The organism is Variovorax sp. Varisp41 (assembly GCF_047325085.1).
Lineage (GTDB): Bacteria > Pseudomonadota > Gammaproteobacteria > Burkholderiales > Burkholderiaceae_C > Variovorax.
This window is the reverse complement of the sequence record NZ_CP168540.1, coordinates 2,042,925-2,065,317: the sequence shown is the minus strand read 5'-3', so window position 1 is coordinate 2,065,317 and position 22,393 is coordinate 2,042,925. Positions and strand designations below refer to the sequence as shown.

Sequence of the window (22,393 nt, the reverse complement as noted above, 5' to 3'; positions counted from 1 at the left end):
CGCTCGGTATTCAAAGCTATCCCCTGAATAGCATCGGAGACATCGGATGAAAGTGGTCGGCTTCGCCGGTTACTCGGGCGCCGGCAAGACCACGCTGGTCGAGCGGCTGATTCCCGTGCTCAAGCGCGCCGGACTGCGCGTGTCGGTGGTGAAGCACGCGCACCACAAGTTCGACATCGACCACCCAGGCAAGGACACCTGGCGCCACCGCGAGGCCGGTGCCTTCGAGGTGGTGGTCGCCTCCGACCGGCGGCTGGCGCTGATGCGCGAGTTCGAGACGCCGGTCGAGCTCGACGTGCACCAGCTGATCGCCGAGCTCTACAGCGGCGCCGACTGGGTGCTGGTCGAGGGCTTCCGCCACAGCGACCTGCTCAAGATCGAGGTCTGGCGCCCCACCGCGCAGGACGAGGCGCCGCGGCCCTCGCTCTATCCCGAGGATCCCTTCGTCGTCGCGATCGCCGCCAAGGGCGCGCTGCTGGTGCCCACCGAGCGGCCGGTGTTCGACCTCGACGACGCCGAGGCCATCGCGCGCTGGCTGGTCGACAGCGGCGAGCGCTTCGACTACAACCCCGAGCACCATGGCTGACTCTTCCGCTGTTCCCTTCGCCGCCTCCTCGCGCCGGCCGCCGCTGCTGCCGCTCGACGACGCGATCGCCCAATTGCTCGCCAAGGCCCGGCCGGCGCTGTCGTCCGAGCTGGTCAGCACCTTCGATGCCGACGGCCGCGTGCTGGCCGAGGATCTCGTGGCCGGCCTCACCGTGCCGCCGCGCGACAACAGCGCGATGGACGGTTATGCGCTGCGCGTGGCCGACTGCGCCGCGCCCGGTGCGCTGCTGAAGGTGGCGCAGCGCATTCCCGCCGGCACGGTCGGCACGCCGCTCCTGCCCGGCACCGCGGCACGGATCTTCACCGGCGCGCAGATTCCCGAGGGCGCCGACGCGGTCGTGATGCAGGAAGACACCGCCGCCATCGCGGAGGAGGGCGGCCTGGGCAGCGTGCGCGTCGAGATCGTGCCCGCGGCCGGCCAGTGGATTCGCCGCGCCGGCGAGGACGTGGCGTCCAGCGACGTGGTGCTGCGCAAGGGCGAGCGCCTCACGCCCGCCGCGCTGGGGCTGGCGGCCAGCATCGGCTTCGACCGGCTGCCGGTGGCGCGCAAGCCGCGCGTGGCGCTGCTGTCCACCGGCGACGAACTCGTGATGCCCGGCGAGGTCGCGCCCGCGGCGATGAAGCCCGGCGCGATCTACAACTCCAACCGCTTCTTCATGCGCGCGCTGCTGCACCGGCTGGGCTGCGAGGTGCACGACCTCGGCATCGTGCCCGACCGGCGTGAGGCCACCGTCGAGGCGCTGCGCGAGGCGGCCGAGCATAACGACCTGATCATCACCACCGGCGGCGTGTCGGTCGGCGAGGAGGACCACATCCGCGCCGCGCTGCAGGCGCTCGGCGAGATCGATCTCTGGTCGCTCTCGATGAAGCCCGGCAAGCCCTTCGCCTACGGTTCGATCCCGCGCTCGGGCCGGGGCGACGCGCAGGGCCACTGCCACGTCACCGGGCTGCCCGGCAACCCGGTGTCGAGCTTCCTGACCTTCCTGATGCTGGTGCGGCCCTTCCTGCTGACCCTGCAGGGCGCCAGCCGCGTCACGCCCGAGCCGGTGCGCATGCGCGCCGATTTCGACTGGCCGCGCGCCGACAAGCGCCGCGAGTTCCTGCGCGCGCGCCGCAATGCCCAGGGCGGGCTCGACCTGTTCGGCAACCAGAGCTCGGGCGTGCTGACCTCGATGGTCTGGGGCGACGGGCTGGTCGACAACCCCTCGGGCCAGACCATCCGGGCCGGCGATCCGGTCGAATTCATTCCCCTCGCAGCCCTGCTGTCCTGACGCGCATGAAGGTCCATCTCCGTTATTTCGCCTCGGTGCGCGAAGCGCTCGGCAAGAGCGACGAAACCATCGACACCGCGGCGCCCACGCTGGCCGCGCTGCGCGACGAGCTGATCGCGCGCGGCGGCGCCTACGCCACGGTGCTCGCGCGCGGCCGCGCGCTGCGCATGGCGCTCGACCACACCATGAGCGACGAGGCCGCGGCCCCGCACGAAGGCTGCGAGGTCGCGTTCTTCCCGCCCGTCACGGGCGGCTGAGGGCCGCGTCGAGCGCCACCAGGCGCTCGCGCAGCGCGTCCGAGGCGCGCGTCATCGGCGAGCGCAGTTCGTCGCGCAGCGCGCCCTGGTGCGCCAGCAGGGCCTTCAGCGGGCCCGGATTGGCCTCCGCGAACAGGCCCTCGACCAGCGGCTGCAGCGGCTGCCACAGCGCGCGCGCCTCGGCCAGCCGGCCCTCGCGCAGCAGTGCGATCAGCCGCACGAAGCGCGCCGTCTGCACATGGCCGCTGGCCGCGATCGCGCCCACGCCGCCCTCGGCCACGGTGCCGAAGATCTGGCCGTCCTCGCCCGCGAGCACCTGCAGCCGGCCGTCGGCGATCACGGCGCGGGTCTTGCCCGCGTCGCCGCCGCAGTCCTTGATGCCGCGGATGCGCGGGTTGGCGGCCAGCGTCAGCAGGGTGTCGCGCGCGATCGTGGCACCGGTGCGGTAGGGGATGTCGTAGATCAGCAGCGGCGCGGCGCTGGCCTCGGCGATGGCGCCGAACCATTCGAGCAGGCCGGCCTGCGAGGGCCGGATGTAATGCGGCGCCGGCACCAGCAGGCCCGCGAGCGGGCGCTGCGCGAGCCGGCGCGCCCAGGCCGTGGTCTTGCCCAGGTGGTAGCCCGAGAGGCCCATGACCAGCGGCAGGCCGCCCGCGGCCTCGGCCACCGTGTCGAGCGCGGCGAGCTGCTCGGCCTCGTCGAGCGCCGCGGCCTCGCCGGTGGAGCCGCAGACCACGAAGCCGGCCACGCCATCGGCGGCCAGGCGGCGCGTGAGCGCGGCCAGCGCCGCATGGTCGAGCGCGCCGTCGCGAAACGGCGTCACGAGGGGAATCCACAGGCCCGAGAAATCGGGAGCGGCGGTTGCGGAGGAGGAATGGTTGGCGGGCACGCGGGCGTCCTTTCGACGATCGACCGATGGAAGGAACCATCGTCCGATGCGCGCGCAACCCATGCGGGGCCAGTGCCTGTGCCGGTTCCGTCGCTCATCCGACGACGGAACCGAAGCTCCGGTCAGACGAGCTTTGGTTTTTTGGCTTTGCCGCCCAGGCGCGCGCCGTTCGTGCCTTCGGTCGAAGGCGCGGGCGAACGTGCGGTCAGGGCGAACATGGGGCTGGAGTTTAGCCGCGCGCGCCGCGGTGCCACAATTTGCGCATGGCATTCCCGCAACGCGTCACCATCCAGACGGCCGATTTCGATCTCGGCGCCGAAGTCGCAGCCCTGCGCGCGAGCGACGCGCGCATCGGCGCGGTCTGCAGCTTCATCGGCACCGTGCGTGATCGCAACGACGGCGCCGATGTCGCGTCGATGGAGCTCGAGCACTACCCCGGCATGACCGAGAAATCGATCGAGGCCATGATCGACGAAGCCCACGAGCGCTTCGACATCCTCGGCGTGCGCGTGGTCCACCGCGTGGGCCTGCTGCAGCCGCTCGATCAGATCATGATGGTGGCGGTGGCCTCGGCGCACCGCGGCGAGAGCTTCCAGGCCTGCGAGTTCCTGATGGACTACCTCAAGACCCAGGCGCCGTTCTGGAAGAAGGAGCAGACGCCCGAGGGCGCCCGCTGGGTCGATGCGCGCGTCGCGGACGACGCGGCACTCGCGCGCTGGGGCATCAGCGCGTCGAACGCCTGAGCGCGCTCACAGAGGCTTGAAGCCGCTCGACTGGATGATCCGTTCCCAGGTCTGCGTGTAGCTGCGCACGCGGCCCGCGAACTGGCCCTGCGGCTCGTAGCCGACCGTCAGGCCCAGCGTGGTGAGCTTCTGCTTCACGTCGGGCATGGCCAGCACCTTCTGCAGCGCCGCACCGTACTTGTCGATGATTGGCTGCGGCGTGCCCACGGGCGCGAAGATGCCGTAGTAGGGCAGGTCCTCGAGGTTCGCGAAGCCCAGCTCGGTGAAGGTCGGCACGTTGGGCAGCAGCGCCTGACGCTTGGCGCCGATCGAGGCCACGATGCGCAGCTTGCCGGCCTTGTGGTTCTCGATGAAGTCGGGCACCGAGGCGATGCCGGCCGTGATCTGGTTGCCCAGCATGTCGGCCGTCATCGGCGCGCTGCCGCGGTAGGGTGCGGGCTGCACGTCGATCTTGTACTTGTCCGAGATCATCTTCACGAGGAACTCGGGGATCGAGGCCGGCGCCGGGATGCCGATGGTCTCCTTGCCGCCCTTCTGCGTGCGCACCCACTTGACGTACTCGTCGATGCTCTTGGCCGGCGTGCCGCCCGAGACCGCGAGCACGTTGGCGAAGGTCGCGAAGCCGGCCACGGGCACGAAGTCGGTGGCGGGATTGAAGCCCGGGTTCTTGACCACCTGCGGCAGGATCGAGATCGTGTGGTCGTGCGAGAGGAACAGCGTGTGGCCATCGGCCGGCGAGGACTTCAGCACCTGCGCCGCGATCTGGCCGCCCGCGCCCGCGCGGTTCTCGACCACCACCGGCGCGCCGAGCTCGTCCTTGAGCTTCTCGCCCAGCGTGCGCGCGATCGCGTCGGTGCCGGCCCCGGCCGGGAAGCCGACCAGGATGCGGATCGGCGTGCCGCTCTGGGCCTGTGCCAGCCCGGCCATGCCCAGGGCAGCCGCGAAGAGGCCCACGCCGAGCGCGCGGCGCACCGGTTGGACGCGCTGCATTGAAAAAACCATGATCGACTCCATTCGAGAAGAGAGAAATGCCTACGGGCGGGAGGGTGCGGGCATCGTGCAATAGCCGTGCCCGTCGCGCGGGCCCGGCCCGCAACCTTGAATCGTGCCCGAACAGCCCTATTTTGGATGCAGGAATACCACCATGCGACAAGACAAACTCACCACCAAGTTCCAGGAAGCACTGGGCGACGCCCAGTCGCTCGCCCTCGGCAGCGACAACGCCTATATCGAGCCGGCCCACCTGCTGGCCGCGATGCTGCGCCAGGACGACGGCCCGCGCGCGCTGCTCGAGCGCGCCGGGGTCAACGTGCCCGGCCTCGCACAAGCCGCCGAGGCGGCCATCAAGAAGCTGCCCCAGGTGCAGGGCCATGACATCGTGCAGGTCGGCCCCGAGCTCGGGAAGCTGCTGCAGGCAACCGAGAAGGAAGCCCTCAAGCGCAACGACCAGTTCATCGCGGGCGAACTCTTCCTTTTGGCCGTGGCCGACAGCAAGAGCGACATCGGCCGGATCGCCAAGGAGAACGGCCTCTCGCGCAAATCGCTCGAGTCCGCGATCGACGCGGTGCGCGGCGGCCAGGGCGTGAACAGCGCCGATGCCGAAGGCCAGCGCGAGGCGCTCAAGAAATACACGCTCGACCTCACCGAGCGCGCGCGCCTGGGCAAGCTCGACCCGGTCATCGGCCGCGACGAGGAGATCCGCCGCGCGATCCAGGTGCTGCAGCGCCGCACCAAGAACAATCCCGTGTTGATCGGCGAACCCGGCGTGGGCAAGACCGCCATCGTCGAAGGCCTCGCGCAGCGCATCGTCGCGGGCGAGGTGCCCGATTCGCTCAAGGGCAAGCGCGTACTGTCGCTCGACATGGCCGCGCTGCTCGCGGGCGCCAAGTTCCGCGGCGAGTTCGAGGAGCGGCTCAAGACCGTGCTCAACGAACTCGCGAAGGACGAGGGCCAGACCATCGTCTTCATCGACGAGCTCCACACCATGGTCGGCGCCGGCAAGGCCGAGGGCGCGATGGACGCGGGCAACATGCTCAAGCCCGCGCTCGCGCGCGGCGAGCTGCACTGCGTGGGCGCCACCACGCTCGACGAATACCGCAAGTACATCGAGAAGGACGCCGCGCTCGAGCGCCGTTTCCAGAAGATCCTCGTGGGCGAGCCCAGCGTCGAGGCCACCATCGCGATCCTGCGCGGCCTGCAGGAGAAGTACGAGGTGCACCACGGCGTGCAGATCACCGACCCGGCCATCGTGGCCGCGGCCGAGCTCTCCGACCGCTACGTCACCGACCGCTTCCTGCCCGACAAGGCGATCGACCTGATCGACGAGGCCGCGGCCAAGATCAAGATCGAGATGGACTCCAAGCCCGAGGTGATGGACCGCCTCGACCGCCGGCTGATCCAGCTGCAGATCGAGCGCGAGGCCGTGCGTCGCGAGAAGGACGAGGCCTCGCAGAAGCGCTTCGGCCTGATCGAGGACGAGATCGCCAAGCTGCAGAAGGAGATCGCCGACTACGACGAGATCTGGCAGGCCGAGAAGGCCCAGGCCCAGGGCAGCGCGCACGTGCGCGAGGAGGTCGACAAGATCAAGTTCCAGATCGAGGAATGGAAGCGCAAGGGCGACTTCAACAAGGTCGCCGAGCTGCAGTACGGCCAGTTGCCGGCGCTCGAGAAGCGCCTGAAGGAAGCCGAGGACAGCGAAGCCAACAAGGGCAAGTCGAGCGCGCCCACGCTGCTGCGCACCCAGGTCGGCGCGGAAGAGATCGCCGAGGTCGTGGCGCGCGCCACCGGCATCCCGGTCGCCAAGCTGATGCAGGGCGAGCGCGACAAGCTGCTCGTGATGGAAGACAAGCTGCATGAGCGCGTGGTGGGCCAGGACGAGGCCATCGGCGCGGTCGCCAATGCGATCCGCCGCTCGCGCTCGGGCCTGTCCGATCCGAACCGGCCCACGGGCTCGTTCCTGTTCCTCGGCCCCACGGGCGTGGGCAAGACCGAGCTCTGCAAGGCGCTCGCGGGCTTCCTGTTCGACAGCGAGGATCACCTGATCCGCATCGACATGAGCGAGTTCATGGAGAAGCACTCGGTGGCCCGCCTGATCGGCGCGCCGCCCGGCTACGTGGGCTACGAGGAGGGCGGCTACCTGACGGAAGCCGTGCGCCGCAAGCCCTACAGCGTGGTGCTGCTCGATGAGGTCGAGAAGGCGCATCCTGACGTGTTCAACGTGCTGCTGCAGGTGCTCGACGATGGCCGCCTGACCGATGGCCAGGGCCGCACCGTGGACTTCAAGAACACGGTGATCGTGATGACCAGCAACATCGGCTCGCCGATCATCCAGGCCATGGTGGGCAAGCCGGGCGAGGAGATCAAGGAAGCGGTGTGGGACGAGCTGAAGAACTACTTCCGCCCCGAGTTCCTCAACCGCATCGACGAGACGGTCGTGTTCCATGCGCTCGACGCGAAGAACATCGAGGCCATCGCGGCGATCCAGCTCAAGGTGCTGCAGTCGCGGCTCGCGAAGATGGACCTGGGCCTCGAGGTGTCGCCCGCGGCGCTGGCAGAGATCGCCAAGGTCGGCTTCGACCCGGTGTTCGGTGCCCGTCCGCTGAAGCGCGCGATCCAGCAGCGCATCGAGAATCCGCTCTCGAAGCTGCTGCTCGACGGCAGCTTCGGGCCGAAGGACACGATCGAGGTCACGACCGACCCGATCCGCTCGCCGGGCCAGTTCGACTTCGCAAAAGCAGGAAATCCCGGAAAAACCGGGGAACCTGCGGCCGAAGCCTCGGCCTAAGATGGAATGATGAACTTCATTCTTCGCGTGATCCTCGTGATGCTGGGCCTGGTCTTCGCGGCCAGCCTGGCGGTTGCCGTGATGCTGCTGGCCGCGGTGTGGGGCGTTCGCTACGCCTGGGCGCGGCTCACGGGCAAGCCCGTGACGCCCTGGGTGATGCGTTTCAACCCGCGTTCGGGCTTCGACCGCTTCCGCAGCGCCGCCCGGCCGGCCGAACCCTCGGCCGCCGACGTGGCCAATGCGCGTGCGCGGGGCGAGTCGGTGCGCAGCCCGCTGCTGCGCGAGCGCGGCGGCAACGTGACGGACGTGCAGGCACGGCCCGCCACGCGCGGCGAGTAAGCAGCCGCAACACGGCTGCAGTTTTTTTCAGATCACGAAAGGCCGGCCTCGCGCCGGCCTTTTCCTTTCTGGCGATCCTCAGGCGTACAGCGCCTCGATCTCCCCTGCATAGGTCTTGTAGATGCTCGAGCGTCGCACCTTCATGGTGGCGGTGACCTCGCCATCGTCGTGGTCGAGTTCCTTCGTCAGCAGGTGGAAGCGCCGCACCTGCGCCACCTGCGCGAGGCGCGCGTTGCCGCGCTGCAGCTCGGCATCGATCAGCTCGCGCACGCGCGGCAGCTCGACCAGCGAACGGAAGTGGGTGAAGGCCAGGCGCTGCGCTTCGGCCCATTTGCCCACGGTCTCGTAGTCGATCTGCACCAGCGCCGAGACGAACTTGCGCCCCTCGGCGATGACGATGCATTCCTTGACGTAGGGGCTGGCCTTCATCGTGTTCTCGATCTCCGAAGGCGTGAGGTTCTTGCCACCCGCGGTGATCATGATGTCCTTGAGCCGGTCGACGATGCGCAACTGGCCGCCTTCCTCGGCCACCACGTCGCCGGTGTGCAGCCAGCCGTCGCGGATCGAGGCGGCCGTGGCCTCGGGGTTCTTGTAATAGCCACGGAACACCATCTCGCCGCGGATCTGCAGCTCGCCCTGGTCGCCCACGCGGTGCTCCACGCCCTCGGTGGCCGGCCCCACCGTGCCCACCTTCACCTGGTCGAGCCGGTGGCCGCTGACCATGCCGGTCGATTCGGTGAGGCCGTAGACCTCGACCAGCGGCACGCCCAGCGTGCGGAAGAAGCGCACCACGTCGGGCGGAATCGGCGCGGCGCCGGTCAGCGCGACGCGCGCGTTGCGCAGGCCGATGAAGTTCTGCAGCGCGCGCAGCACGCTCCAGTAGGCCAGGCCGAAGCGCAGCCGCTCGCCCGGGGTCCACTCCGCGCGCGGCTTCTCGGCCAGCGGCGCGCAGGTGGCCAGCGCGCGGCGGTAGAGCGAGCGGCGCAGCCGGCCGGTGTCCTGCATCTTGATGCTGATGGAGGCGTGCAGCTTCTCCCAGATGCGCGGCACGCCGAGGAACATGGTCGGCGCGACCTCGCGCAGGTCCTCCTGCACGGTGCGTATCGACTCGCCGAAGTTGACCTGCGAGCCCAGGTACAGCGGCACGAAGCTGGTCAGCATCTGCTCGGCCACATGGCACAGCGGCAGGTACGACAGGTGGGTGGTGCGCGCATCGAGTTGCAGCCGCTCGACGATGCCCGGCACCACGCCGCGGATGTTGCGCCACGAGATCATGGCGCCCTTGGGCGCGCCGGTGGAGCCCGAGGTGTAGATCATGAGGCCGATGTCGTCGAGCGACTGCGCGGCCAGCGCGGCGTCGACGCGCGCATCGCCCTCGCGCGCCTGCAGCGCGGCGCCGGCCGCCTCGAGTTCGGCGAAGCTCAGGATGCGCTCGCGCGCCTCGGCACCGTAGCTCGCGAGGCCCTTGGTCTCGATCACGACGATGCGGCGCAGCCGCGGCAGCGCGTCGATGGCCTCGAGCACCTTGTCGGCCTGCTCCTGGTCCTCGCAGACCACGATCTCGATGTCGGCATGGCCGACCACGTAGGCCACCTCGTTGGTCGGGCTGGTGGGATAGACGCCCACGGTCACGGCGCCGACCAGGCCCGCGCCCATCTGCGCCAGCACCCATTCGACGCGGTTCTCCGAGATCACGCCCACATGGCCGCCGCGCGCCAGGCCCAGCGCCGCGAAGCCCAGGCCGACGTGGACCGCGCGCCGGTGGTAGTCGGCCCAACTCAGCGGATGCCAGATGCCGAAGTCCTTCTGGCGGATCGCGATGCGCGCACCCTGCGCGCGCGCCTGCTCGCGCAGCATCTGCGGCAGGCTTCGTTCGGGGAGGGAATGCGTCATGACAACCAGCGCTTGCGCCGCTTGTAGTGCTTCAACTCGCGAAAGCTCCTGGATTCGCCGGCACCGCCGACGCCCAGGTAGAACTCGCGCACGTCGGGGTCGGCCGCGAGCCGCTCGGCGCTGCCGTCGATCACGATCTTTCCGTTCTCCATGATGTAGCCGCTGTCGGCCACGGCCAGCGCGAGGCTGGCGTTCTGCTCCACCAGCAGCATCGACACGCCGCGCTCGGCGTTGATGCGCGCGATGATGCCGAAGATCTCCTCCACCAGCTTGGGCGAGAGCCCGAGAGAGGGTTCGTCGAGCAGGATCAGCTGGGGCTCGGCCACCAGCGCGCGGCCGATCGCGAGCATCTGCTGCTCGCCGCCCGAGAGGTAGCCCGCGAGGCCGCGGCGCCGCTCGTGCAGCCGCGGGAAGTAGGCATAGACGGCGTCGAAGTCGCGTGCCTGCGCGCCGCGGCCGGCGCGCGCGTAGGTGGCGGCCACGAGGTTCTCCTCGACCGTCAGGTCCTCGAACACGCGCCGTCCCTCCATCACGTGCGCGAGGCCGCGCCGCACCAGCTGCTGCGGCGCGAGCCGCTCGGTGGGCTGGCCGTCGAAGGCGATGCGCCCGGCCTCGAGCTCGCCGTCCTCGAGCGGCAACAGGCCCGAGATGGCCTTCAGCGTGGTCGACTTGCCGGCGCCGTTGCTGCCCAAGAGCGCCACGATCTGCCCGCGCGGCACGGCCAGCGACAGGCCGCGCAGCACCTGCACGACCTTGTTGTAGACCACCTCGATGTTGTTGACCTCGAGGATGGGGCTGCCGCCGCCGGTGTTCATCGCCGCCGTCCGCTCACTTGTCGAGCGAGATCCAGTCGGATGCCGCCACCATCTTCTGCGCCTTCATGTCGGCGCGGTAGACGCGGCCCACCGGGATGGAGTTGCCCTTGATGGTGATCGGCACGCCGATCAGGCCGCCGGTGTCGAAGTCCTTGATGCTGTTGAGCGCGGCCTTGAGGTTCTTGCCGTCCAGCGGCTTGCCGGCATCGAGCGTGCGTTTCGCCGCCTCGGTGAACAGCATGGCGGTGAGGAAGCCCTGGGTGTAGGCGGTGCTCTGGTACTCGGGGCGCAGGGCGCGGATCTTCTCGAGCATGGGCGCCTTGGCCGAGGTGTCGTAGTAGTAGCGGTAGGGCATGACGCCCATGAAACCGTCGCCGGCCTCGCCCATCTTCATGACGGTGGAGCTGTCCATGGTCCAGAAGGTGCCCATCCACTTGGTGGTCATGCCCATCTGCTTGCCCTGCTGCACGAATTCGGGAATGGGCGCGAGCACGTAGCCGTGGAAGATGGTGTAGTCGGGCGCGGCGCGGCGCAGCTTGATGACCTCGGTCGAGACGTCGACGCTGCCGGCGGGCGTCATGATCTTGACGGGCACCGTGAGGCCCAGCTTCTTCGCGGCGGCCTCGCTCGACTCGATGGGATCGCGGCCGAACTCGGAGTCGGAATAGACGAAGGCCACCTTCGCGCCGGGCTTCTCCTTGGCGATGTGGCGCAGCAGGATGCCGATCATCTCGGTGTAGTCGGGGCCGACCAGGAACTGGTTCGGGTACTTGGCCGGGTCGTTGAGCTCGGTCGCGAACGAGGCGCCGGCCATGAGGATCTGGCCGCTGCGGTCGAGCTCGGGATTGATGGTCTTCGAGAAGCCGGTGGAGTCGCCGTAGTAGAGGTTGACCTTGTTCTGGCTGGTGATCTTCTTGTAGGTCGCGACCGAGACGTCGACCTTGTAGCCGGTGTCCTCAGGCACGTAGCGCAGCTTGCGGCCCTTGATGCCGCCGCCGTCGTTGACGATCTTCACGTAGTCGGCGATGCCGGCGTTGATGCCGATGCCCGCGAAGGCGAACACGCCGGTCATCGGGATCGAGCCGCCGATGACGATGTCCTCGCCCGACTGGGCATACGCGCCGAGCGGCGCGGCAAGCGCGGCGCCGGCGGCCACGATGAGCTCGCGGCGGCGCAGGACGGGGGTCTTCTTGTCGGATGCCATGCTTCGTCTCCTTGTCAGTTCTTGAAAGGCCACAGATGAAAGAAACGGCGGATGCGCCGCCACACTTCGGCGAGCCCGTGCGGCTCGAACACCAGGAAGCCGACGATCAGCAGGCCGAAGACGACCGTGCGCACCGGCGACAGGAAGACGGTCATCTCGTGGCCGCCCGGCAGCAGGTCGAACACCAGCTTGAGCAGCTCGGGCACCATGGTCATGAAGACGGCGCCGAGGATGCCGCCGAGGATCGAGCCCATGCCGCCGACGATGATGGCGGCGAGGAAGAAGATGGACATCAAGAGCGGAAAGCTCTCGGGCGTGACGACGCGGAAGAAGTAGGCCCAGAGGCCGCCGGCCACGCCGGCATAGAACGACGAGAGGCCGAACGAGAGCAGCTTGTAGCGCAGCAGCGGAATGCCCAAGACTTCGGCCGAGATGTCGCGATCGCGGATGGCGATGAAGGCGCGGCCCACGCGGGTGCGAAACAGGTTGGCGGCGCCCAGCAGCATCAGCACGGTGATCGGCAGGATCAGCCAGTACAAACGGAACGAGGTGTCGAGCGCGATGCCGAAGAGTTGCGCGGGCGGCAGCGACAGGCCGGTGGTACCGCCGGTGAGCTTGAGGTTGGCGAACAGGAAATGGGTGATGAACGAGGCCGCGATGGTGGCGATGGCGAGGTACAAACCCTTGACCCGCAGCGAGGGAATGCCGACGACGAGACCGCCCACCATGGCCACGACGCCACCCGCGAAGAGATTGAACAGGAAGGGTGTGCCGAAGCGGATCTGCAAGATCGCGACGGTGTAGGCACCGAGGCCCATGAACGCGGCCTGGCCCATGCTCACGAGACCGGTGTAGCCGGTGAGGATGTTGAGGCCGGTGGCGCTCGCGACGTTGATGGCGACGAGGCAGGCGAGGTAGAGCCAGTAATCGCTGGCCATGAAGGGGAACAGCACGAGCAGGGCGGCGCCTAGCAGCAGCCAGGTCTTCTGGGTGCGGGAATCGAACAGCGCGGCGTCGGCGATGTAGCTTTGCTTGAGGGTGCCTATGCGCATCGGGTCACCTTTTGATGAGGCGCGAGGATGCGTCGGGGCGCGTGCACAGGACGCCGGGTACTTCCCTCCGCGAATGTCCCCCGCCCTTCGGGCTCCTCCTTGATTTCGCTGCGGGAAGCACCCGGCATCCTGTGCACGAGAAGCGCAGCGGTGGTGCGGCCGGTTCGACCGGCGTGAGCCCACCCCGGACAAAGCGATCGCGTGAAAGAAGAGACCCTCATTCAGAGCCTCTCGATCTCATGCGTACCGAACAACCCGTAAGGCCGGATCATCAGCACGATCACCAGCACCACGAAGGTCGCGAGCAGCTTGTATTCGCCACCGAGATAGGACCCCGCCAGCGCCTCCACCAGCCCGATGAAGAGACCGCCCACCAGCGCGCCGAGCACGCTGTCCAGACCGCCCACGATCACCACCACCAGCACCGAGAGACCGAAGATCCCCATCGACGAGGAGATCCCGCCGATCGCGCCGACCACGATCCCCGCGACCGCCGCGATCATGGCCGAGGCCACCCAGGCCAGCGAGAACACGCGCGGCACGTTGATGCCCATCATGTAGGCCGCGCCCTGGTCCGACGCCGTGGCACGCAGGGCCACGCCGCCGCGCCAGAAGCGGAACAGCAGCAGCACCAGCACGATCAGCACCAGCGCCGCGAGCGCGCCGTAGGCCACCTTGGGCGCGAGGAAGGCTTCGCCCACCATCACCGGCGCGCTCGGCATGAACTCGGGCAGCCGGCGCTGGTCGGCGGTCCAGACGATCTCGACCAGGCCCACCAGCACCGAGGCCAGGCCCACCGTCACCATGAAGGCCGAGATCGGCGGCTCGCCCAGCAGCGGACGGATCATCGTGCGCTCGATCACCGCGCCCAGCAGGCCCGTGCCCAGCACCGAGCCCAGCACCGCGAGCCAGATCGGCAGCGAGAAGCTCGCGGCGAAGGCGAAGAACAGGTAGGCGCCGATCATCAGCATCTCGCCGATCGCGATGTTGACCACCCGCGTGGCCTTGTAGACCAGCACGAAGGCCAGCGCAGCCAGTGCATAGAGCCCGCCGCCGGCCAGGCCGGTCAGCGCGATCTCGAACAAGTAGGCCCAATCCATCACGCCACCGCCGTTGCGTTCGATGCAGTGGCCGCCGCCTGGCCGCGCAGCCTGCGCCGCAGCTCGCCCACGTCGCCCGCGCCCAGGTAGGCGCGCACCACCTCGGGATCGGCCTGCACCTGCGCCGGCGTGCCCTGCGCGATCACCTGGCCGAAGTTGAGCACCACCACGTGGTCCGACAGGTCCATCACCATCCCCATGTCGTGCTCCACCATCAGCACCGTGATGCCCCATTCGCGCCGCACGTCGAGGATGAAGCGCGCCATGTCCTCGGTCTCCTCGCGGTTCATGCCGGCCACCGGCTCGTCGAGCATCAGCACCTTGGGGCGCATCGCGAGCGCGCGCGCCATCTCCACGCGCTTCTGCAGGCCGTAGGGCAGGGCGGCCACGCTGGCATGGCGGATGTGGTCGATCTCGAGGAAGTCGATGATCCGCTCCTCGATGTCGCGGCGCAGCTCGGCCTCCTCGCGGCGCGCGCGGCCCAGGTAGAACAGCGCGTCGAACACGTTGGCCTTCAGGTGCACGTGGCGGCCGAGCTTGATGTTGTCGAGCACCGTCATGCCGCGAAACAGCGCGATGTTCTGGAAGCTGCGCGCCAGCCCGAGCGCGGCGCGCCTGGGCGCCGGCAGCCGCGTGATGTCCGCGCCCTCGAAGACCACGCGGCCGGCGGTCGGCCGGTAGAAACCCGAGACCGTGTTGAACAGCGAGGTCTTGCCCGCGCCGTTGGGGCCGATCACCGCGGTGATCGAGCCGGGCTGTACGTCGAAGCCCACGCCGCTGAGCGCCTTCACGCCGCCGAAGGCCAAGGTGAGCGCCTCCACGCGCAGCACGGGCGCGGCGGCGCTTCCGTCGGCGGGCGAGGTGGCGCGCGGGCGCTCGGTGTCGGCGTGCATGGCGTCGAGTCGTGTCCTGTGTCCGGGCTTCTGAACGAGAAGAGAAAGAGCAGGTGAGCGATGCGCCGCCGCCTCAGGGTTCCTCCGGCATCCGCATCGCGGGCTACTTGCCCGTAGAATTTCTACTCCTCGGTAACGTCCGCGATCTTCCAGACGCGACTTCGCCGCGGCATCAGGACTTACCCCTGCGCGCAAACCCGGATCGCCCCATGACCCTCACCAAGCGCCGTGCCTCCGCCGCCAAGGCCTCTTCCACCGAGGCCGCCGACGAATCGCCCTGGGTGCCCTCGGCCCAGCGCGCGATGCAGCGCGAACTCAAGCGCCAGGCCGTGCTGCAGACGGCGGCGCAGCTGTTCAACGAGCGCGGCTTTCATGCCACCTCGCTCGACGACATCGCCGAGCGGCTGCACGTGACCAAGCCCACGCTCTACTACTACGTGAAGAGCAAGGACGACATCCTGCTCGAGTGCGTGCGCGCCGCGCTGGGCATGATGCAGGAGGGCATCGACGAAGTGCGCCGCAATGGCGGCCGCGCGCTCGACCAGCTCATGGCCTGCATGCGCAGCTACTCGGCCATCGTCTGCGAGGAGTTCGGCAAGTGCGTGATCCGCATCGGCGAGGACCCGCTGCCCGAGCCGCTGAAGAAGGAGCTGCGCCGCCTCAAGGCCGGCATCGACCACGAGTTCCGCCGCCTGATCGACGAGGGCATCGCCGAGGGCTCGATCGCGCCCTGCGACCCGAAGATGGCGGCCTTCATGCTGGCCGGCGCGCTGAGCTGGATCGGCCGCTGGTACCGGCGCGACGGCGACCTCACGCCCGAGCAGATCGCCGACCAGGCGATCGCGCTGCTGCTCAACGGGGTGCTGCAGCCGGTGCCCGTGGCACCGGCGCGGCGCAAGCCGCGCGCGACCGCCGCCTGAACTTCCCATGCCATGGAGCAGACAAAGATGAACGACACCACCACTCCCGACACCCCGCTCGAGTTCGGCCGCGAAGGCGCTGTCGCCACGCTGCGCTTCAACCGCCCGGCGGCGCTCAACGCCATCGACGTGCCGATGGCGCAGGCCTTCCTCACGGCGGTGCGCGCTATCGCGGCCGACCGTTCGGTGCGCGCGGTGCTCATGAGCGGCGCCGGCAAGGGCTTCATGGCCGGCGGCGACCTCGCGCTGCTGAGCGCCGATCCGCAGGGCGGCGCGGCCGCGCTGATCGGCCCGCTGCACGAGGCGCTGGAAGTGCTCGCCACCATCGACGCGCCGGTGGTCGCGCAGGTGCACGGCGTGGCGGCCGGCGCGGGCCTGAGCCTGATGCTGCAGGCCGACTTCGTGCTCGCGGCCGAGGGCACGCGCTTCAACCTGGCCTACGTCAACATCGGCGCGAGCTGCGACGTCGGCGCCTCGTGGGCGCTGCCGCGCTGGGTCGGGCTGCGCCGCGCGCTCGAGATCGCGATGCTCGGCGACATGCTCGACGCGGCCGAGGCCGAGCGCATCGGCCTCATCAACCGCGTGTTGCCGGCCGATGCGCTGGCCGGCGAGGCGATGGCGCTGGCGCAGCGCCTGGCCCATGGGCCGACCGTGGCGCTGGGCCAGTTGCGGCGGCTGATGCGCGGCAGCTTCGAGCGCGAGTTGCCGGCGCAGCTCGAGGCCGAATCGGCGGCCTTCCAGGTCTGCGCCGCGAGCCAGGATTTCCGCAGCGGCGTCGACGCCTTCTTCGCCAAGAAGCCGGCGCGCTTCGAAGGCCGCTGATCCCTTTCCCCCTTTTTTTCTTGTTCATTTCATCCAGGAGCAGTTCATGACCTCACGCGAGATCTTCGTCGTCGGCAGCGCCCGCACGGCCATCGGTACCTTCGGCGGTTCGCTGAAGGACGTGCCCAACACCCAGCTGGCCACCACCGCGGTCAAGGCCGCGATCGAGCGCAGCGGCGTCGCGCCCGCGGCCATCGGCCACGTGGTGATGGGCAACGTGATCCCCACCGACACCAAGGACGCCTACTTGAGCCGCGTCGCCGCCATCGATGCCGGCTGCCCGATCGAGACGCCGGCCTTCAACGTCAATCGCCTCTGCGGCTCGGGCCTGCAGGCCATCGTCTCGGCGGCGCAGGCGATCGCGCTCGGCGACTGCGACATCGCGATCGGCGGCGGCTCCGAGTCGATGAGCCGCGGCCCGTACTTCGACACCGCGGCGCGCTACGGCGCGCGCATGGGCGACGTGCAGCTGGTCGACTACATGCTCGGCACCCTCCACGACCCGTGGGAGAAGATCCACATGGGCATCACGGCCGAGAACGTGGCCGCGCGCTACGGCATCACGCGCGAACAGCAGGACGCGCTGGCCGTGGCCAGCCAGCAGCGTGCCGCGGCCGCCATCGCCGCGGGCCGCTTCAAGGAGCAGATCGTTCCGGTCGAGGTCAAGACGCGCAAGGGCGTGGTGCTGTTCGACACCGACGAGCACGTGCGCGCCGACACCACGGTGGAGACGCTCGCCAAGATGAAGCCGGCCTTCAGGAAGGACGGCCTGGTCACGGCCGGCAACGCCTCGGGCATCAACGACGGCGCCGCTGCGCTGGTGCTGGCCGAGGGCGCGCGCGCGAAGGCCGAGGGCCTGAAGCCGCTGGCGCGCCTCGTGGGCTATGCGCACGCGGGCGTGGAGCCGGCCTACATGGGCATCGGCCCGGTGCCGGCCACGCGCAAGGTGCTCGAGCGCACCGGCCTCAAGGTGAGCGACTTCGACGTGATCGAGTCGAACGAGGCCTTCGCGGCCCAGGCCTGCGCGGTGATCCAGGAGCTGGGCTTCGACCCGGCCAAGGTCAATCCCAACGGCTCGGGCATCTCGCTGGGTCATCCGGTGGGCGCCACGGGCGCGATCATCGCGGTGAAGGCGATCGCCGAGCTGCACCGCGTGCAGGGCCGCTATGCGCTGGTCACGATGTGCATCGGCGGCGGCCAGGGCATCGCCGCGGTGTTCGAGCGCGTCTGATCGCGGGGCGAGGAACAGAAGCCGGTGTGTGGCGGCATCCTCCACAAGGAGGAGGACCCGACGCCGGGCCGCCGCTAATCTTCTGCCTGCCTGGAGAGGAGGAGCGAGCGATTCGAGGAGAGGACTCCGGGTGTGTGCAGCGCGTCGGGCGGGGTGGTCTGCCCGACGCGACATGCCTCCTTCCAGACCGATCTCCCCGGCTTCCCGCTTCGCCGCACCGCGCACAATGCAGCCCGTGCAGCGCCATCCCCCCATCCTCGTCGACGAATCCGAGATCGATTTCAGCGCGATCCGAGCCCAGGGCGCGGGCGGGCAGAACGTCAACAAGGTCTCGAGCGCGGTCCATCTGCGCTACGACATCCGCGCGAGCTCGCTGCCCGAGGACCTGAAGGAGCGGCTGCTCGCGCTGCGCGACAGCCGAATCACGCAGGAGGGCGTGCTGGTGCTCAAGGCCCAGCAGCACCGCAGCCAGGAGATGAACCGCGCCGATGCCGTCGCGCGCCTGCAGGCGCTGGTCGACAGCGTGGCGACGGTGCCGCGCGTGCGGCGCGCCACCAAGCCCACCTACGGTTCGAAGCAGCGCCGGCTCGAGGGCAAGAGCCAGCGCTCGCAGGTCAAGAGCCTGCGCGGGCCGGTCCGGGGGACTGAAAGGGGCGGGAAAGCCGCTTAAGTCCCGCTTAAACCTGCGGTCACGCGGCGCTTGCACAATCCTGTCGATGAGTTTTCCGACGAAGCCTTTCGCTCCGGCGCGTGCCGCCGCCCTCGCGCTGGCCCTGGCCGCGGGCCTGCTGGCCGGCTGCGGACCCGAGCGAGCGGCCCCGGCCACCGCGGCGGCCGGCGTGGCGCCCGAGCTCAAGTGGGAGGAACTGATCCCCAAGAGCTGGGACCCGACCCAGCGCTACCGCAACATCAGCCTCGAATCGCTGCGCGACAACGACCCGCGCGCGATCCAGATGCTCGACGAGATGCGCGCGGTCTGGGACAACGCGCCGGTGAACGTGGCGCTCGACGGTGTCGACGGCCGCCTGACCGGCTTCGTGGTGCCGCTGGACGCCTCGCCCGACGGCATCCGCGAGTTCCTGCTGGTGCCGTACTTCGGCGCCTGCATCCACACGCCGCCGCCGCCGGCCAACCAGATCGTGCGCGTGATCGCCCACGAGACGGTGAAGGGCCTGCACGCGATGGACACGGTGCATGTGCGCGGCACCCTGCGCGCGGCGCGCTATGCCTCGGCCGACATGGGCGTGAGCGGCTACGAGATCCGCTCGGCGGCGGTCGAGCCCTTCGTCGCCAAGGCACAGTAGCCTGCGCCACGCGGCTCAGTCCGCGAGCCGCTCGGCCAGGAAATCCAGGAACGAGGTGATGCGCGCCGACAGCTGCGTGTTGCGGTAGTAGACCGCGTTGACCGGCTGGCGCACGTCGACCGTGTCCTTCGCCAGCACCTGCACCAGCGCGCCGCTCGCGCGGTCGGCCGCGGTCATGAAGTCCGACAGGCACACCATGCCCACGCCGGCCAGCGCGAGCTGGCGCAGGGTCTCGCCGCTCGAGGCCGCGAGACTGGGCGCGATCTGCCATTCGTCGCCGTGCGGGCCGCGCAGCGGCCAGCGGTTGAGCGATTCGGGCTGGGTGAAGCCCAGCAGCGTGTGCGTCGCGAGCTCCTCCACCTTGCGCGGCCGGCCATGGGCCTCGAGGTAGGCCGGGCTCGCGAGCACGCGCAGCCGGTGCGTGCCCAGCGGCCGCGCATGCAGCGTGGAGTCGCGCAGCGGGCCGATGCGGATCGCGATGTCGGTGCGGCGCTCGAGCAGGTCGATCGGCAGGTCGTCGGTGTCGAGCTCGAGCTCGATCTGCGGAAAGCGGCGGCGGAACTCGGCCACCAGCGGCACCACCGCATGCAGCATGTAGGGCGAGGCGGCATTCACGCGCAGCCGGCCCGCGGGCTGCCCGCGGCGCGCGGCCATCTGCTCCTCGGCCTCGTCGATGGCGTCGAGGATGCCGCGGGTGCGCTGCAGGAAGGCCGCGCCTTCCTCGGTCAGCTCGAGACGCCGGGTGGTGCGGCGCAGCAGCGTGGTGTCGAGCTTCTGCTCGAGCCGGCTCAGCGCGCGGCTCACGCCCGAGACCGTCTGCGAAAGCTGCTCGGCCGCGGCCGTGATCGAGCCGGTGTCGACCACGGTGCGGAAGGCCAGCAGTTCCTCGATCGTGGTCTTCATGGGCGCTCGCTCAGTGCGCGGCCTGGACCTCGGCCTCGGCCGGCAGCGGCACCTCGATGCGCGGCACCAGCGCGGCCAGCGCCTCGCCGTCGGTGCGGTAGCTGAACAGCATCGGCCCGGGCGCCAGCAGGCCGGCGCGCTCCAGCACCTGCATCGCGGGCAGCTTGAGGCCGCTCAGGTGCAGCCGCACGCCGCGCGACTCGAGCATGCGGCGGATCGAGCCGAACACCTCGGCGCCCGTGATGTCGATGCGGTTGATCGGCTGGGCGAACAGGCACACGTCGGTGAGGTCGGGCCGGTCGGCCAGCGCCACCGTGAGCGCGCGCTCGAGCGTGGAGGCCGAGGCGAAGTCGAGCTCGGCGTCCATGCGCAGCGCATGCAGGTGCGGCGCGAGCGGCGGCAGCTTCCACAAGTGGCGGTCGCGCAGGCTGCCGTCGGGATGCAGGCCGACCTCGATGATGCGCGGATGCAGGTGGCGGTACATGTAGTTCGCGAGGCTCGCGAGCAGGCCGCCGAGCACGCCCCAGTAGATGCTGGGCGCGGTCGCGATGGTGAGCACGAAGGTGCCGATGGCGATGCCGGCCTCGAGCCGCGAGATGCGCCACAGCGCCTTGAAGCTCGAGGGCTTGACCAGCCCGAGGATGGCCGTCACCACCACCGAGGCCAGCACCGCCTGCGGCACGTGGTAGAGCAGCGGCATCAGCCACAGCAGCGCGCCGGCCACCACCACCACGCTGAACAGCGTGGCCCAGCCGGTCTGCGCGCCGGCATAGAGCGTGATCGCCGAGCGCGAGAACGAGGAGCTGGTGGGAAAGGCGCCCGTGAAGCCCGAGGCCAGCTTGGCCAGGCCCTGGCCGATCAGGTCCTGGTTCTCGTTCCACAGCGTGCCGGCGCGCGCGTTGTCGACCTTGGCGCTGGAGGCGGTCTCGAGGAAGCTCACCAGCGTGATCATCAGCGCCGGCAGCACCAGCGCGCCGAAGGTGTGGGCCGGCAGCAGGCCGGGCCAGTAGAAATCGGGCAGGCCCGAGGGCAGGCTGCCGACCACCGCGCCGCCGCGCAGCGCATAGCTGATGCCCCAGCTCAGCGCGGCCGCGCCGCCCACCAGCGCCATGGTGGTGGGAAAGCGCGGCACGAAGCGCTTGCCCAGCCACAGCACGGCGATGCCGCCGAGGCCGAAGGCGATGGCCGTGAGGTCGGGCAGGGGGCCGTCGCCGCTGAGCACCTGCGGGATGGTGCGGCCGGTGAAGCCCAGCAGCGCCGGCAGCTGAGAGATCGCGATCAGCACCGCCGCGCCCTGCGTGAAGCCGATCAGCACCGGCGAGTTCACCAGCCGCAGCATCCAGCCGAAGCCGCCCGCGCCCAGCACGATCTGGATCGCGCCCGACATCAGCGTGAGCCACACCGCCATCGCCACCCATTCGGGGCTGCCGGCCACCGCCAGCGGCGCGAGCGAGGCGCCCACGAGCAGGCTGGTGAGCGCGGTCGGCCCGACCGACAGCCGCTGCGAGGAGCTGAACATCACGGCGATCAGCGCCGGGAACAGCGCCGCGTAGACGCCGGTGACCAGCGGCATGCCCGCGAGCGCGGCATAGGCCACGCCTTGCGGGATGACCATCAGCGCGACCGTGATGCCGGCCAGCGCCTCGCCGCGCAGCAGCGCGGCGGAGGGGCGCGGCCAGCCCAGGCAGGGAATCCAGCGCGCCAGGCGCTGGCGCAGGGAGGGAGAGGAAGCGGAAGGAGCGGGTGGCGGCGTCATGGAAGGCGGTCTGTCGCGCACGCGGGGCGTGGGCGGACGCGGCAGGGGAACGAAGGGAGGGGAAATGCCGCGACCGCCCGATGTTAGTGCGCCGCCACGCCGCGGGCAGCGCGGTTTACCCCGGGCGCGGCGCCCGGCTCGCCCTCACAGCAGCCTGGTGGCGTTCTTCAGAACGTAGTCGCAGCCCTTTTCCTTGACCTTCGAGCTCAGCAGCTTGAAGTTGAGCGTCTGGCCGTCGCCGCCCTTGAGCAGGCCCTTGGCGCCGCTCGCGAAGCCGCTCTGCTGCTGCTTCTGGCCGGTGATCTTGGCCATCAGCTTGTCCTTGACCGAGGCCGCGTCGCCGCCGCCCAGGTAGTTGTTCTTGATGCAGTACTGCAGCACGCCGGCGGCGTTGCCCATGGTGTTGTTGCCGATCGCGGGCATGGCGAAGCCGAGGTTCTCGGCCAGACCGCCGGCGCCGCCGCTGCTGTTGCCGGCGCTGCTCGCCGCGCCGCCGCCCATCTGGTTCTTGAGCTGGTCGAGCAGCTTCGATTCGGCGTTGGCCGAGGCGCCGGCCGCGAGCAGGGCGAGCGCGATCAGGGTGGAACGGAACTTCTTCATGGCGACCTCCT

22 protein-coding genes are annotated in these 22,393 nt (G+C 69.8%); 11 read left to right on the top strand and 11 right to left on the bottom strand.

Annotated features, from left to right (window positions below; genetic code table 11):
- Window positions 1-46 precede the first annotated feature (46 nt).
- The 3 genes from mobB to ACEN9J_RS09745 are packed head-to-tail and all read left to right on the top strand — an operon-like array spanning window position 47 to window position 2,134.
- The gene (mobB, locus tag ACEN9J_RS09755) at window positions 47-586 is read left to right on the top strand and encodes a molybdopterin-guanine dinucleotide biosynthesis protein B (protein WP_413763946.1); all 540 of its coding nucleotides are present in this window, start codon (window positions 47-49) and stop codon (window positions 584-586) included.
- Window positions 579-1,877, top strand: a complete 1,299-nt coding sequence (glp, locus tag ACEN9J_RS09750) for a gephyrin-like molybdotransferase Glp (protein ID WP_413763945.1) — start codon at window positions 579-581, stop codon at window positions 1,875-1,877. The genes mobB and glp overlap by 8 nt, the downstream gene beginning before the upstream one ends.
- A 5-nt stretch (window positions 1,878-1,882) precedes the next feature.
- Complete coding sequence (locus ACEN9J_RS09745) at window positions 1,883-2,134, top strand: MoaD/ThiS family protein (RefSeq protein ID WP_057595854.1); 252 nt, start codon at window positions 1,883-1,885, stop codon at window positions 2,132-2,134.
- On the opposite strand, the gene ACEN9J_RS09740 is transcribed toward ACEN9J_RS09745, so the two are convergent.
- Entirely contained in the window at window positions 2,121-3,023 is a 903-nt protein-coding gene (locus ACEN9J_RS09740; protein WP_413763944.1) for a 4-hydroxy-tetrahydrodipicolinate synthase family protein, read from the bottom strand. The two genes, ACEN9J_RS09745 and ACEN9J_RS09740, sit on opposite strands and share 14 nt — an antisense overlap.
- 263 nt (window positions 3,024-3,286) lie before the next feature.
- On the opposite strand from ACEN9J_RS09740, the gene ACEN9J_RS09735 reads away from it, so the two are divergent.
- Entirely contained in the window at window positions 3,287-3,766 is a 480-nt protein-coding gene (locus ACEN9J_RS09735; RefSeq protein WP_057595852.1) for a molybdenum cofactor biosynthesis protein MoaE, read from the top strand.
- Window positions 3,767-3,772: 6 nt separating this feature from the next.
- On the opposite strand, the gene ACEN9J_RS09730 is transcribed toward ACEN9J_RS09735, so the two are convergent.
- Window positions 3,773-4,768: a Bug family tripartite tricarboxylate transporter substrate binding protein gene (locus tag ACEN9J_RS09730; RefSeq protein ID WP_057595863.1), complete on the bottom strand. Its 996-nt coding sequence runs from the start codon at window positions 4,766-4,768 to the stop codon at window positions 3,773-3,775.
- A 142-nt stretch (window positions 4,769-4,910) separates the two neighbouring features.
- On the opposite strand from ACEN9J_RS09730, the gene clpB reads away from it, so the two are divergent.
- Both clpB and ACEN9J_RS09720 read left to right on the top strand, forming a co-directional pair.
- Window positions 4,911-7,550 (top strand): ATP-dependent chaperone ClpB, encoded by a 2,640-nt coding sequence (gene clpB, locus ACEN9J_RS09725; protein ID WP_057595851.1) that lies wholly within the window; start codon window positions 4,911-4,913, stop codon window positions 7,548-7,550.
- A gap of 6 nt (window positions 7,551-7,556) precedes the next feature.
- Entirely contained in the window at window positions 7,557-7,889 is a 333-nt protein-coding gene (locus ACEN9J_RS09720) for a hypothetical protein (RefSeq protein WP_057595850.1), read from the top strand.
- Window positions 7,890-7,967: 78 nt separating this feature from the next.
- Here the strand turns inward: ACEN9J_RS09720 and ACEN9J_RS09715 are convergent, their stop codons facing one another.
- From ACEN9J_RS09715 to ACEN9J_RS09690, 6 genes are all read right to left on the bottom strand, one after another.
- Window positions 7,968-9,782 carry an AMP-dependent synthetase/ligase gene (locus tag ACEN9J_RS09715; protein ID WP_413763943.1) on the bottom strand — a complete coding sequence of 605 codons (1,815 nt, stop codon included), beginning with the start codon at window positions 9,780-9,782 and terminating at the stop codon, window positions 7,968-7,970.
- A complete protein-coding gene (locus ACEN9J_RS09710) occupies window positions 9,779-10,597 on the bottom strand; it encodes an ABC transporter ATP-binding protein (RefSeq protein WP_057595848.1) in 819 nt (272 codons plus the stop codon). Before ACEN9J_RS09710 ends, ACEN9J_RS09715 begins: the two co-directional genes overlap by 4 nt.
- Window positions 10,598-10,610: 13 nt before the next feature.
- Complete coding sequence (locus ACEN9J_RS09705; protein ID WP_057595847.1) at window positions 10,611-11,801, bottom strand: ABC transporter substrate-binding protein; 1,191 nt, start codon at window positions 11,799-11,801, stop codon at window positions 10,611-10,613.
- 14 nt (window positions 11,802-11,815) lie between these two features.
- Window positions 11,816-12,853, bottom strand: a complete 1,038-nt coding sequence (locus tag ACEN9J_RS09700; RefSeq protein WP_413763942.1) for a branched-chain amino acid ABC transporter permease — start codon at window positions 12,851-12,853, stop codon at window positions 11,816-11,818.
- A 221-nt stretch (window positions 12,854-13,074) separates the two neighbouring features.
- On the bottom strand, window positions 13,075-13,953 hold the full coding sequence (locus tag ACEN9J_RS09695) for a branched-chain amino acid ABC transporter permease (protein ID WP_261213551.1): 879 nt from the start codon (window positions 13,951-13,953) through the stop codon (window positions 13,075-13,077).
- Complete coding sequence (locus ACEN9J_RS09690; RefSeq protein WP_057595844.1) at window positions 13,953-14,846, bottom strand: ABC transporter ATP-binding protein; 894 nt, start codon at window positions 14,844-14,846, stop codon at window positions 13,953-13,955. Before ACEN9J_RS09690 ends, ACEN9J_RS09695 begins: the two co-directional genes overlap by 1 nt.
- Before the next feature lie 209 nt (window positions 14,847-15,055).
- Between ACEN9J_RS09690 and ACEN9J_RS09685 the strand changes: the two genes are divergently transcribed.
- The 5 genes from ACEN9J_RS09685 (at window position 15,056) to ACEN9J_RS09665 (ending at window position 19,123) form a co-directional block, all read left to right on the top strand.
- Window positions 15,056-15,766: a TetR/AcrR family transcriptional regulator gene (locus ACEN9J_RS09685; RefSeq protein WP_413763940.1), complete on the top strand. Its 711-nt coding sequence runs from the start codon at window positions 15,056-15,058 to the stop codon at window positions 15,764-15,766.
- A gap of 27 nt (window positions 15,767-15,793) precedes the next feature.
- Entirely contained in the window at window positions 15,794-16,588 is a 795-nt protein-coding gene (locus ACEN9J_RS09680) for an enoyl-CoA hydratase/isomerase family protein (RefSeq protein WP_413763939.1), read from the top strand.
- A 46-nt stretch (window positions 16,589-16,634) separates the two neighbouring features.
- A complete protein-coding gene (locus ACEN9J_RS09675) occupies window positions 16,635-17,819 on the top strand; it encodes an acetyl-CoA C-acyltransferase family protein (RefSeq protein ID WP_413763938.1) in 1,185 nt (394 codons plus the stop codon).
- Window positions 17,820-18,054: 235 nt separating this feature from the next.
- Complete coding sequence (arfB, locus tag ACEN9J_RS09670) at window positions 18,055-18,489, top strand: alternative ribosome rescue aminoacyl-tRNA hydrolase ArfB (protein WP_413763937.1); 435 nt, start codon at window positions 18,055-18,057, stop codon at window positions 18,487-18,489.
- Between the two features lie 46 nt (window positions 18,490-18,535).
- Window positions 18,536-19,123 carry a DUF3299 domain-containing protein gene (locus tag ACEN9J_RS09665; protein WP_057595839.1) on the top strand — a complete coding sequence of 196 codons (588 nt, stop codon included), beginning with the start codon at window positions 18,536-18,538 and terminating at the stop codon, window positions 19,121-19,123.
- 15 nt (window positions 19,124-19,138) lie between these two features.
- Here ACEN9J_RS09665 and ACEN9J_RS09660 read toward each other — a convergent pair whose 3' ends face one another.
- The 3 genes from ACEN9J_RS09660 to ACEN9J_RS09650 form a co-directional block, all read right to left on the bottom strand.
- A complete protein-coding gene (locus ACEN9J_RS09660) occupies window positions 19,139-20,026 on the bottom strand; it encodes a LysR substrate-binding domain-containing protein (protein ID WP_413763936.1) in 888 nt (295 codons plus the stop codon).
- A gap of 10 nt (window positions 20,027-20,036) precedes the next feature.
- Window positions 20,037-21,782 (bottom strand): SulP family inorganic anion transporter, encoded by a 1,746-nt coding sequence (locus ACEN9J_RS09655; RefSeq protein ID WP_057595837.1) that lies wholly within the window; start codon window positions 21,780-21,782, stop codon window positions 20,037-20,039.
- 144 nt (window positions 21,783-21,926) lie between these two features.
- Window positions 21,927-22,382 (bottom strand): DUF2501 domain-containing protein, encoded by a 456-nt coding sequence (locus ACEN9J_RS09650; RefSeq protein ID WP_413763935.1) that lies wholly within the window; start codon window positions 22,380-22,382, stop codon window positions 21,927-21,929.
- Window positions 22,383-22,393 lie beyond the last annotated feature (11 nt).